11 protein-coding genes are annotated in these 11,781 nt (G+C 73.1%); 9 read left to right on the top strand and 2 right to left on the bottom strand.

Features of this window, described 5'->3' with window-relative positions:
• Positions 1-250: 250 nt before the first annotated feature.
• A complete protein-coding gene (locus ABTX18_RS17335; protein ID WP_503061160.1) occupies positions 251-982 on the bottom strand; it encodes a helix-turn-helix transcriptional regulator in 732 nt (243 codons plus the stop codon).
• Positions 983-1,209: 227 nt separating this feature from the next.
• Between ABTX18_RS17335 and ABTX18_RS17330 the strand changes: the two genes are divergently transcribed.
• The 5 genes from ABTX18_RS17330 to ABTX18_RS17310 all read left to right on the top strand — a co-directional run bounded on the left by ABTX18_RS17330 (position 1,210) and on the right by ABTX18_RS17310 (position 5,737).
• Positions 1,210-2,514: a COG1470 family protein gene (locus ABTX18_RS17330; RefSeq protein ID WP_352123616.1), complete on the top strand. Its 1,305-nt coding sequence runs from the start codon at positions 1,210-1,212 to the stop codon at positions 2,512-2,514.
• Positions 2,515-3,044: 530 nt separating this feature from the next.
• Positions 3,045-4,571 (top strand): phage tail sheath family protein, encoded by a 1,527-nt coding sequence (locus ABTX18_RS17325; protein ID WP_352123526.1) that lies wholly within the window; start codon positions 3,045-3,047, stop codon positions 4,569-4,571.
• A gap of 76 nt (positions 4,572-4,647) precedes the next feature.
• Complete coding sequence (locus tag ABTX18_RS17320) at positions 4,648-5,088, top strand: phage tail protein (RefSeq protein ID WP_124720830.1); 441 nt, start codon at positions 4,648-4,650, stop codon at positions 5,086-5,088.
• A complete protein-coding gene (locus ABTX18_RS17315) occupies positions 5,085-5,582 on the top strand; it encodes a hypothetical protein (RefSeq protein WP_352123525.1) in 498 nt (165 codons plus the stop codon). The genes ABTX18_RS17320 and ABTX18_RS17315 overlap by 4 nt, the downstream gene beginning before the upstream one ends.
• Positions 5,579-5,737, top strand: coding sequence for a DUF6760 family protein (locus ABTX18_RS17310; RefSeq protein WP_167535327.1), 159 nt, complete (start codon positions 5,579-5,581; stop codon positions 5,735-5,737). Before ABTX18_RS17315 ends, ABTX18_RS17310 begins: the two co-directional genes overlap by 4 nt.
• 84 nt (positions 5,738-5,821) lie before the next feature.
• Here the strand turns inward: ABTX18_RS17310 and ABTX18_RS17305 are convergent, their stop codons facing one another.
• Entirely contained in the window at positions 5,822-6,055 is a 234-nt protein-coding gene (locus tag ABTX18_RS17305) for a hypothetical protein (RefSeq protein WP_352123524.1), read from the bottom strand.
• 292 nt (positions 6,056-6,347) lie between these two features.
• On the opposite strand from ABTX18_RS17305, the gene ABTX18_RS17300 reads away from it, so the two are divergent.
• The 4 genes from ABTX18_RS17300 (at position 6,348) to ABTX18_RS17285 (ending at position 11,736) form a co-directional block, all read left to right on the top strand.
• Positions 6,348-8,708: a hypothetical protein gene (locus ABTX18_RS17300; protein WP_352123523.1), complete on the top strand. Its 2,361-nt coding sequence runs from the start codon at positions 6,348-6,350 to the stop codon at positions 8,706-8,708.
• A gap of 55 nt (positions 8,709-8,763) precedes the next feature.
• Positions 8,764-9,189 (top strand): phage tail protein, encoded by a 426-nt coding sequence (locus tag ABTX18_RS17295; protein ID WP_136328865.1) that lies wholly within the window; start codon positions 8,764-8,766, stop codon positions 9,187-9,189.
• Positions 9,190-9,292: 103 nt separating this feature from the next.
• Positions 9,293-9,967: a CIS tube protein gene (locus ABTX18_RS17290; RefSeq protein WP_503061164.1), complete on the top strand. Its 675-nt coding sequence runs from the start codon at positions 9,293-9,295 to the stop codon at positions 9,965-9,967.
• Positions 9,964-11,736 carry a VgrG-related protein gene (locus ABTX18_RS17285; RefSeq protein WP_352123521.1) on the top strand — a complete coding sequence of 591 codons (1,773 nt, stop codon included), beginning with the start codon at positions 9,964-9,966 and terminating at the stop codon, positions 11,734-11,736. The genes ABTX18_RS17290 and ABTX18_RS17285 overlap by 4 nt, the downstream gene beginning before the upstream one ends.
• Positions 11,737-11,781: the final 45 nt, after the last annotated feature.

Raw genomic sequence — 11,781 nt, 5'->3', positions numbered from 1 at the left:
CCCTCAGCATCGTGCGTACGAGGGGAGTGCGGGCAGAGGCCCAAGTACCCGGAGCGGGGGAAGACATGGTGCCCTTTGCGGCCCCCGGGCGCCTTCCCGCGGCGTGCGGGACCTCCCGCCCGGTCACCCCCGCGCCGGTCCGCCGCCCGAAGCGGGGGACCGGGCGGCCCGCCACGGGACCCCGGCGAGCCGCGGGGGCAACGCCCGTTGCCCCCACGGGCCACCGCGCCAAGTGAGCCGAGGCGGCACCTCAGATGAGCCCGTGCCGCATGGCATAGCCCACCGCATGGGCCCGGTTGCGCAGGTCGAGGCGCGTCGCCACCTCGTGCAGCACGTTCTTGACGGTCCGTTCGGAGTACGACGTCTTCTGCGCGATCTCCGCGGTGCCGTACCCCTCCGACACCAGCCTGATCATCTCCGCCTCCCGTGCCGTGAGGGTGGAGAGCGAGAGCCCGCGCGGGTCCAGCACCGTGCGGTGGAGGCTGCTGACGTGGTCGAGGAGCTTGCCCAGGAGGTCGCCCGGCAGCACCCCCTCGCCCTTCGCGATCGCGGTGACGAGGTGGACGAGACGGTTCTGGTCGGCCTCCCCGCGCCTCAGCACGGCGGCGACGCCGTACTCGATCAGAGTCTGGAGCGCGCTCGCCTCGAAGGAGCCGACGACGAGGCCGACGCGGGTGGAGGTGTTGCGCTGGAGGCGGTGCAGGAGCTGGACGGTGGCCTCGTTCACCAGGTCCACCACGACCAGGGAGACCTGGGCGCGGTCCGCCTCCTCCTCCGGTATCAGTTCTATCTCCGGCCGCAGGCGCAACTGCTGCGCCATGCCGGTCTGCAGGATCAGGTCCTCCGCGTACACCGCTACGGAGACCCGGCCTCCCCGGGGCGCATGCGGGTGCCGCGCCGTGGGCTGCTCGGGTATGGAAGGCCTGCGGCCGTGGTCGGCCGCCGCCCTCGTCTTCGTCATATCCGTCGTGGTCATGGTCATGTGCTCGTCCTTCTCAGCTACTTCCGCCGATACCCCGTAAGCCCCTCGTCCCGCGCGCACTCGTTCCGCCCCGGGCAAGGAGACCTGGCCCTGGGCCGGGGGGCGGGGTGACGCCGCGGGTGTGCCGCCAGGGCACCGGCCCTGCCCGCACGTTGCCCTCCCGCCTCTGCTGCCGGGACCGGCGCGCGGCCTAACGTCGCAGCGTGACCACATCTGCCGAATTCGACATACCCACGGTGACGGTGTCGCCGGGCGCCGAAGCGACGACCACGCTGACCGTGCGCAACGACGGCGACATCGTCGAGGCGTACGCCCTCGACGTGGTCGGTGACTGTGCGGCATGGGCGACGGTGGAACCGGCACGGGTCTCCCTCTACCCCGGCACCTCCGAGACCGTCATGGTGCGGCTCGCGCCGCCCCGGTCCCACGAGGTCAAGGCCGGCGAAGTCCCCCTGGGCGTACGCGTACTGCCGACGGAGCACCCCGAGTCGGTGGCCGTTCCCGAGACGACGGTGGTCGTGGAGCCCTTCCACGAGCTCCGCGCGAAGCTGGAGCCGGGCCGGCGCAGGGGCTGGCTGGGCGCCCGGTTCCGTACCTCGGTGCAGAACCGGGGGAACACCCCCGTCGACGTCGTGTTCACCGGGAAGCAGGAGGGCGAGGAACTCCGCCTCGCGTTCACGCCGGAGCGCCGGAGCCTGCAGCCGGGCGAGTCCGCGGAGGTGGGCCTGCGCGTGCGGGCCCGGAAGCTGATCTGGTTCGGCGCCCCGGCCACCTGGCCGTTCGAGGTCCGTGCCGCGGAGAGCGAGGGCGCGGACACCGAGGCCGGGCAGCCCGGCCGTCCGGAGCCGCTGCCAGGCGAGTTCGCACAGCTGCCGCTGCTGCCCAAGTGGCTGCTGATCGTCCTGGCGGCGCTGCTCGCGCTGCTCGTGGCGTGGTTCGCCCTGGTACGGCCCGCTGTCCGCAGCACCGCGAAGGAGGCGGGGGCCAAGGCGGCGCAGGAGGAGAACCGGGAGCGGCCGCAGGGCGGTGCCGCGACCGGCGGCACCACGGGAGGCGACCCGGCCGGCGGGCAGGGACAGGAACAGGGCAAGGCGACCGGGACGGGGACGGACGGAGCCGGCGGCGCCGGCACGGGCGGCTCCGGTGCGACCGGCGGCGTCGGCGCGGCGAACTCCCAGCAGAGTTCGGAGACCATCGACGTGGAGACCGGCGCCGGAGCCAAGAAGGACGGGACGTACCGGGTTCCGAAGGGGAAGGTCTTCGGCGTCACCGACATCGTGGTGGCGAACTTCCAGGGTGACGAAGGGGTGCTGACGATCTCCTTCGGCGAGCGGAAGATCACCACGATCGCGCTGGAGACGTTCCGCAACCAGGACTATCACTGGGTCACCCCCATTCGTATTCAGGAGAATGCCACGGTCACCGCTTCCGTGACCTGTTCCAAACCTGGGACGCCGGCGACCGGGACGCAGGCCTCCGGGTGCCACCAAGTACTCAATGTCAGTGGTGTGCTGAGCGATATCGCACCGTAGAAACGATAGCCCCGGTTTCCTGCCCGTCCGTTCCGCCGGTGTGAACAAACGGGGTCCCTGCCAGCGGAAACGTCCAACCGCTCGTTCACCTGGGTGTGGTTCTTCACACACCGGCCGGAATCGGGAACGAAATCTTGAACAGGGCACTCGCGCGGGCGAATACCGGTCTTTCGGGGGTGAACTCGGGCTTTCGCGGGCGGAGGTCACCGCTTCGAACTGCTGGCGTTCCGGCGGCCGGAACGGACCGAAATGTTTCGGTACGGGGTGCGGACCATGGAATTCCGGCCGCTGCGGCCCGGCGGCCCCGGTAGTTTCTGGCTCAAATTAATCCCTCGTGGCGTGCCTGGGCGCCCTGCTGCCGTGCCGTCAGGCCGGCGGCGCCACGGGCGGGGAGCCGGTCCCGGGCGGCCACGGGGTGCCCCGGGAAGGCAGCGGCCCTGCCCCGGGGCCGGGACTTTGAGGCCTACTGCCCGCAGACATCTCCGGGCAAGACTGAACACGCGAACGACTGACCACCCGAAGGAGCGAGCATGCCGTCGTACCTCACCCCAGGTGTTTACGTGGAGGAGGTGCAGTCCGGAGCACGTCCCATCGAGGGAGTCGGCACCGCGGTCGCCGCCTTCGTCGGGTTCGCGGAGACTGGCCCCTTCCACCGGCCGACGCTGGTGACCAGCTGGGACCAGTACGTCCAGACCTTCGGCACGTTCACCCCCGACACCTACCTGACGCTGGCCGTCCACGGGTACTTCAGCAACGGCGGCGGCGCCGCGTACATCGTGCGCATCGGCGGCCCGGCCGAGGACGCGGCACAGAGCCCCGCAGTCGCGGCGGCCCCGCCCGTCGCCCTCGGCGGCTTCCTGATCTCCGCACGTCCGGGCGCCGGTGACGGCCTGTCCGTCGAGGCCGCCGACCCCGAGGGCGAGAACCCTCCGGAGGACCGGTTCCGGTTGCTGGTGCGTCAGGGCGGCAAGGTGGTGGAGACGTACGACACCTCCGTACGCAAGAACGTCAAGGGCTACCTCGTCACCCAGGCCCGTCAGTCCAAGTTCATCGAGGTCACCGAGCAGCCCGGTGCGGCGCAGACCCGCCCCGAGAAGCAGAGCGTCTCCCTCGCGCCCGCCGCCCCGGACGCGGGCGGCGCCGCCCGCTCAGGACCGAGCGAGTACGTGGGCGACGCCTCGGCCCGTACGGGCATCGCGGCCCTCGAGGCGATCGACGAGATCACCATGGTCGCCGTCCCGGACCTGATGAGCGCCCACCGGCGCGGAGACATCGACGCCGAGGGCGTACGCGCCGTGCAGCTGGCCGTCATCGCGCACTGCGAGCAGATGGGCGACCGGGTCGCCGTCCTGGACACCCCGCCGGGCATGAACGCCCAGCGCGTCCGCACCTGGCGCAACGAGGACGCCGGCTACGACTCGCGCTACGCGACCGTGTACTACCCGTGGCTCAACGTCCTCGACCCGGCGACCGGCCGCCCGACCCTCATCCCGCCGAGCGGCCACGTCGCCGGCGTCTGGGCGCGCAGCGACGCCGAGCGCGGGGTGCACAAGGCACCCGCCAACGAGGTCATCCGTGGCGCGCTGGACCTGGAACTCCGCCTGAGCAAGGGCGAGCAGGACCTGCTCAACCCGATCGGCGTCAACTGCGTCCGCGCCTTCCCCGGCCGCGGCATCCGCATCTGGGGCGCACGGACCCTCTCGTCCGACCCGGCCTGGCGCTACCTCAACGTGCGCCGGCTCTTCAACTACCTGGAGGAGTCCATCCTCCTGGGCACCCAGTGGGTGGTCTTCGAGCCGAACGACGACCGGCTCTGGTCGAGCATCCGGCGCAACGTCACCGCGTTCCTCACCGAGGAATGGCGCCGGGGAGCGCTCTTCGGCCGGACGGCGGAAGAGGCGTTCTACGTCAAGTGCGACCGGGACAACAACCCGCAGGAGTCCATCGACCTCGGCCAGGTCGTGTGCGAGATCGGCGTCGCCCCGGTGAAGCCCGCGGAGTTCGTCATCTTCCGCCTCTCGCAGTTCTCCGACAGCACCAGCCTCGTCGACGAGTGACCCTTCCTCGTCGAGGAGTGACCCCGCAGGCCGCACAGGCCCCCCAGGCAACGAACGGAACAGGTGACCAGTAGTCATGGCAGAGGGCGATGCTCTTTCCACCCACGTCTTCGGCGTGCAGCTCGGCGGCTATCTCGTGGAGTCGATCCAGGAGATCAGCGGGCTGACCGTCGAGGAGGAAGTCGTCGAGGTCCGTCAGGTGACCGCCGAGGGCAAGCAGATCATCCGCAAGCAGCCCGGCGCGCGGCAGGCCGGCGAGGTGACGATCACCCGCGGGCTCGACAAGAGCAGCGAGTTCACCAAGTGGATCAAGGAGACGCTCAACAACGGAGCCGTCGACACCGCGCGGCAGAACCTCACCATCGAGATCAAGGACTCGAAGGGTGAGACCGTCCGCCGCATCCAGCTGATGCAGGGCTGGGCCAGCAAGTGGGAGGGCCCCTCGCTGAAGGCCGGCGAGTCCAGCGCGGCCACCGAGACGGTCACCATCACCTTCGAGGAGATCGTCGTCGAATGAGGCGCAGGACCGTTTCCGGCGGCGGCCTCGACGAGGTCCTCGACAGCCTCGCCGCCGCCGCGCCCGCCCCGCGCGAGGAGGCGGCCCCGACCCCTCCTCCCGCCCGGGAGAGGGAACGCCAGGACCTGCGTACGGAGTTCGAGTTCGAGCTCCCGCGCGGGTACGTCGACGACGAGGGCCAGGTCCACCGGAGCGGGTCGATGCGGCTCGCCACGGCCCGGGACGAGCTGCGCCCGCAGATCGACCTGAGGGTCAAGGAGAACCCCGCGTACCTGAGCGTGGTGCTGCTCAGCCAGGTGATCACCCGGCTCGGCACCGTCACCGATGTGCACGCCGGGGTGGTGGAGCGGATGTACGCCACCGACGTGGCGTTCCTCCAGGACTTCTACCGCCGCATCAACAGCGAGGGCCACACCCACGCCGCGGTGACGTGCCCGCTGTGCCACGGGTCGTTCGAGGTGGACCTCTCGGGTGAACGCCTGGGGGAATCGTGACGTACGCGCCTTCCCGGCTGCGGGAGGAGCTCGCGTACATCGCCTACCACTTCCACTGGCAGCGTGAGGACATCCTCGACCTCACCCATGGTGAGCGGCAGGAGTGGGTGAGGGAGATAGCGCGGATCAACACCCGCGTCAACGAGAGCGGGTGAGGGCGTGGAGTTCAGCAACTGGTTCCGTACGGGGAGCCGGCGGCAGGCCGGCACCCCCGCCCCGGGCGTGACCTCGGCGGAGGCTCAGGCCCCGGAGCCGGCGCCCGTTCCGGACGACGCCCGGCCCGGGCGTCGTCCGGACGCCGACTGGGACGGCGGCTGGCGGCGGGTCGCGCCGCCCACCGTGACCGTCGCCAGGTCCTCGATCGGGGTGAGCGACGGACTGCGCTTCCGCTCCGGGCTCGCGTCGTGGCAGAACGTCTCGTACGGAGGCGAGCTCGGCCACGCCGTGCTGCCGTCCGCACCTGTGGGCCTCATCCACGCGGTGGCGCGGCCGGGCGTAGCCCGCCCCGCTGCCGCCGCAGGACCGCCCCTTCTTCTGCGTGCGGTCGGGGGGCGGGAGGAGCCGGGGCAGCCTGCGACGTCGGGGGCCACGGTGCAACGTGCGCCGTCCGATGCTCCGGTACGGCCCGCGCCGTCCGCCGCTCCCGCGCAGCAGCCTGCGTCGTCCGTAGCCCCGGCTCGTGTGACCGGCAGGCCACGGACTCTTGCCGTTGTCCAGCGTGCGCGAGGTGGACAGGCGGGTCGGCGACCCGTTGGGCAGCCCGGCGTGGACGCCCCGGCCGACGCGCGGCCGTCCGTCGCCCCGGAGGCCCGCGCGTCGGCGGACACGGGAGCCGCTGCGGCCGTGCGGCCGGTCGCTGTCCGTCCTCGTCGGACCGCACCGCCCCTGACCGTCGCCCGGCGGCCGGTGGCGGGCCTGCGGAAGCTGCGGGCCACGGTGCCTGCGGGGAGCGTTGAGGGCCCGGCGGGTTCCGGCGGTGCGGGTGCGGGCGTCTCCGCGCCGCAGGACCCGGGACTGCCCGCCGCTCCTCCTGTACGTCCCGGTCTGGGCAAGCCGTTGCGGGAAATGCCGCCCGGGGCGGCGCCCTTCGGCGGCCTGCCCGGCGGGGACGGCGTCGCACGCGCGGGTTCGTCCGAGCCGCAGGGCCCGGCGCTGCCCGTGGTCCAGCGGCAGACGCCGGACGCGGCCGCTCCCGCTGCGGCCCCCTCCGCTCAGGTGACCCCGTCACCGGGGCGCGCCCGGCAGCAGGGACAGAGCCCGGCCGCGCAGACCTCGGCGGGCCGGCCTCAGGGGCGGCCGGAGGCCGAGCGCGCCCGGCCGGAGCGGCAGCGTCCCGTACCCGGATCTGCCGCCACCCGGGCCGACGCACCAGGCTCCCCGCCGTCCGTCCAGCGCGCATCCGCACCCGTATCCCCGACGCGCCGCACGGCAACCTCCGCACCCGACGACGGCCCCGCTTCCGCGCCCCCGTCGCCCCTCTCCGCGCCCGGCGGACCGGACTCCCGGGCGCGTACCCGGGGTGGACTCGGCGCGCCTCTCTCCGCGCTGCCGCCGACCGCCGGGGCCCCGGGCGACGCCCCGCTGCTGGGCGACGCCCGTCGGGCGCGGCCGGGAAAGACGGGCCCGCTGCTGGCCGGTCCGTTCCCGGCCGGCCCACTGACGGGCGAGCCGCCGACGTCCGCGCCCGCCCAGGCCTCCGCGCCCGCCCAGGCCGCCGCGCCCGCCATGCCGCTGCGTTCGGGAGCCCGCTCCGAGGCCGGGCCCGTGTCCGGCCCCCCGCAGCCGGCGGCCGTCCAGCGCGCGGCGGTCCCCACTGAGCCGTCCACCCCGTCCACCCCGTCCGCCCCGGTACGTGTCCGGCGGATTGCCCCGCGCGGCCCCGGCGGGCAGGTGCAGGCGCCCGTCCGGGAGACGGGAACGACCCCCGTGCCGGCGGTGGTTCAGCGGTCACGCGCGCTGCTCACCGAGCGGACGCTCTCCGTGAGTACGGGTGCCGCCGAGGGCTTCACCGCGCCGGTGACGGCTGCCACCAGCCGGCACGTCGTGGCGGCGACCTGGCGGCGGGACGCCCCTCGCCTGGGCTCGGATGGGCAGCCGGGCACCCGCGACGCTCGTGCGGAGGGCCGGTCGGGCCCCCGAGTCACCCCGGCCGACCGCTCCGCCGTCCGGCGGGGCGCCGCCGCCACCCCCGCCCCGCCGCGCCAAGCGCCCCAAGCGGTCCAGCGATCCGTATCCGCACCCGCCACCCCCTCGAGCGGCCTCCCGCAGGCCCACGAGCCCGCCGCCAGAGCCCGGATGACCCCCCGTACCGCCCCGCGAGGAAGCGCACCGGACGCCCGCCCGGAAGCCGGGAGCAGCAGGGAAGACCGGCGTGCCGGTCGCAGTCGCACCGCCACCGTCCGGTCCGGCCGGCCCTCCGTGGGTGGCTCCCTCGTACGGCTGGTCCAGCGCTCGGCGCGCGGCGCCACCCCATCCGCGCCGGCCTCGGCAGGCACCCCCTCGCCCGCCCGGAAGCCGGCCGGGAACCCCACGGCGCGCCCCACCGAAGCCCCGCAGCCCGCCCCGCCCACCCGATCCGTGCCGCCTGCCCGATCCGCCCCGTCCGCCGTCCCCGTGGTGCGCCCGCATCCCCCCGGGTCCACGCCGACCGGGCACACCGCCCCCGTCCCGGTGCAGCGCCTCTCGATGCCGGTGGCTCCGGAGACCGGCCTCCCCGCCGCGGGACCGGCACCGGCGGGCGACGCCCCGTACGCCGCACCGCGCGAGCTCACCGTGCGCGCATCCCGCCCCGCACCTGCCCTGCCCACCACGGCCCAGGGAGCCCCCGCGCCCCGGAGCCCCGCCCACGGCAAGTCCGCCCCGGGCTCCCGGGAACAGGCGATCCAGCGGGCCGTGGACGAGGCGGGGCTCGCCGGAGTCCCCGTACGAGTGGTGCAGGCGAAGACCGCCCGTACCCCTGCCGCAGCCGCACCGGACACCGCCGCCAAGCCCCCGACGAACGAGGTCCCCGGCCTGGACATCGAGGAGCTCGCCCGGCGGCTGCTCGACCCGGTCAGCAGGCTGATCCGGGCGGACCTGCGCAGAGGGCGGGAACGCTCCGGACGGCCGTACGACGGCCGCCGCTGAAACCCGCGCACCGACCGCCCCGCCACCCACGGACAGCAGAGAAGAAGAGACGCACATGACGGACAACATCTTCGCGACGAGCGTGTTCTTCAAGCTCGCCATCGGGGGAAGCGATCTCGGGGCGTTCCACACCTGTTCGGGTCTGGGTGCCGAGGTGGAGCTGGAGCAGTACGCCGAGGGCGGCAACAACGGCTTCACCTGGCAGCTGCCCGGGCGGATCACCTGGACCAACATCACGCTGACCCGTCCCGTCACCACCGACACGCTGAAGATCGCGCGATGGCTGAACGAGACGACCCAGCGGGTGGAGCGCAAGGACGGCGAGATCGTCGCCCTCCGGCCGAACCTGACCCGGATCATCAGCTGGCAGATCCAGGGCATCGTGCCGGTGCGCTGGCAGGGGCCGTCGTTCGACCCGTCCAGTTCCGAGGCGGCGATCGAGACGCTGGAGATCGCGCACGAGGGCCTGGTGCCGTCCTGATGGCCCGCACCCTCAACCGAGTTGGCGACACAGACGCGCAGGAAGGAGGAACACCGTGGCCGCAGCCGCCCGCACGAGCCGTGCCCGTGCCCAGCTGACCATCATGGAGCCGCCCGCGGACGTGGGCGGCAAGCCGTCCGGCACCCTCGCCCGGCTCACCCTCCAGTTCAATCCGGCGACGCTCTCCCTGACCAAGAGCACCGAGTGGCGGCGGACTCCCTCCCGTACGGCGGGCGAGTCCGCGCTGCCCGAGTTCGTCGGCAGCGGGCCCCGCTCTCTGTCCCTCGATGTCTTCCTCGACGCCACCGCCACCCACGACAACTCGGTGGAGAGGGCGGTCGAGCAGCTGATGACCGCCTGTGTGCCCACCCCGAGCAGCCTCGGCCGCAAGAAGCCGTCGAGCCCCTGGGTGCGCTTCGACTGGGGGACGTCGAAGACGACGTCGTTCGACGGGGTGCTCTCCAGCCTCTCCGTCTCGTACACGCTGTTCGACGTCGACGGGAAGCCGCTGCGCGCCACCTGCTCCCTCTCGATCGAGGAGGCGAGCGTCGATCCGGCCGGGCAGAACCCCACGTCCGGATCGAAGGAGGCGCGCCGAACCCACCGGGTCGTCGCCGGTGACAGCCTGCCGCTGCTCGCCTGGCGCGAGTACGGCGATGCCACCGCATGGCGCACGATCGCCGAGGCCAACGACATCGACGACCCCATGCGGCTGACCCCGGGCACGGAACTCCTCGTGCCCGCGCTGGAGGACCACGCCTCGGAGGCCGCCCGGTGAGCGCACCCGCCCGTTCCTTCGCCGCCGACCCGATCGTCGAAGCCCCCGCCGAGCTCCCTCAGGCCTGGGCGTCCCAGCTGGTGAGCTGCGCGGTCGACGAGAACGTCGGCCTGCCCGACACCGCCGTGCTGACGTACCGCGACCCCTACCACACGCTGCTCACCGCCACCGGGATCACGATCGGCACCCCGCTCAAGATCTCGGTGGTCACCGTCCAGGAGCGGGCCCGCGAGCGGCTGTTCACCGGTGAGGTCACCGCGCTGGAACTCGACAGCGACACCACCGGCTCGTTCACCGTCGTCCGCGCCTTCTCCAAGGCGCACCGGCTCCAGCGCGGGCGGAAGGTGGTGGCCTTCCGCAACATGAAGGCCACCGACATCGTCCGTAAGGTCGCCGCCGGGGCCGGGCTGAGCTGCGGGAAGGTCGAGGCGGCCCCCGTCATGTACAAGCAGCTCACCCAGCCCAACATCTCGGACTGGGACTTCCTCCAGTACCTCGCGGCCGAGAGCGGCGCGCACGTACGAGTGGACGAGAAGGGTCTGCTGCAGTTCGTGAAGCCGAAGCCCGCCGCCTCGGCGCCCTCCCCTTCCACCTCCGCCACCCGCAATCCGATGGTGCTGGAGTACGGGCGCAATCTGCTGGCCCTGCGCGCGGTGCTCACCGGCGCGGACGGGGCGGACAGCGTCGAGGTGCGCGGCTGGAACGTGGACACCAAGACGCGGCTGGTGGCACGCCAGCAGTCCGTCCGCAGCACCACCGTGGTCCCGGGCATGAGCCCGTCCGCCGCGGCCGGGGCGTTCGGCCCGAACGCCCGGATGACGGTCGCCGACACCCCGTACCGGACCCAGGCCGAAGCCGTCGCGGCCGCGGGATCGGTGGCCGCGCAGGTCAGCGCGGGCTTCGGGGAGATCGAGGCGGTCGCCGAGGGCAACCCCCGGCTGCGGGCCGGTGAACCCGTCGCCCTCGGCAACGTCGGACCCGCGTTCGCCGGCCGCTACACGGCGACGGCGGCCCACCACGTCCTCGACCCGCACGGCGGCTACCGCACGACCGTGCTCGTCAGCACCTCCCCCGACCGCTCCCTGAGCGGCCTCACCGGCGGCGGCGCCCCGTCCTCGCACGGCCCCCGCATCCCGGGCCTCGCGATCGGAGTGGTCACCGACATCCGGGAGGGGAAGGGCAAGGGCGAACGCGGCTCGGTCCGCCTCAAGTTCCCCTGGCTCGACGACACCTACGTGTCCGACTGGGTCCGTACGGTGCAGTGGGGCGGCCAGGGCGGCGGCGGGGTGTTCAGCCCCGAGGTCAACGACGAGGTGCTGGTCGGCTTCGAACAGGGCCTGCTGGACAGCCCGTACGTGCTGGGCGGCCTCTACAACGGCGTCGACAAACCGTCTCCCCACGACGTGCCGCTCGTCGACCCGACCAGCGGCAAGGTCAACCGCCGGTCCCTGGTGTCCCGTTCGGGCAACCGCATCGAGCTGCTCGACGCGCCGCGCGGCCCGTCCGGCGTGCGACTGGCCACCGGCGACAAGCAGTTGGAGGTCACCCTGGACGAGCGGAAGGGCGAGATCGCGCTGAAGGTGTTCGCCCGCGGCACCTCCCGCGTGCTGAGCTCCCTCTCCCTCGGCCGGTCGGGGATCACGCTCGACGCCGGTACGGGAAAGGTCGAGGTGAAGGGAGCCTCGGTGACCATCAACGGCAAGACCGGAGTCACCGTGGACGGCGGACTGCTCGCCGTGCTCAAGGCCAGGCTCATCCGGATCAACTGACCCCCGCGCCCGCTCCGGCATCACCCGAAGCCCCGATTCAGCAAG

Origin of the sequence: Streptomyces sp. NPDC096323 (assembly GCF_040302845.1) — a bacterium.
GTDB lineage: Bacteria > Actinomycetota > Actinomycetes > Streptomycetales > Streptomycetaceae > Streptomyces.
This window is presented reverse-complemented; position numbering and strand designations above follow the sequence as displayed.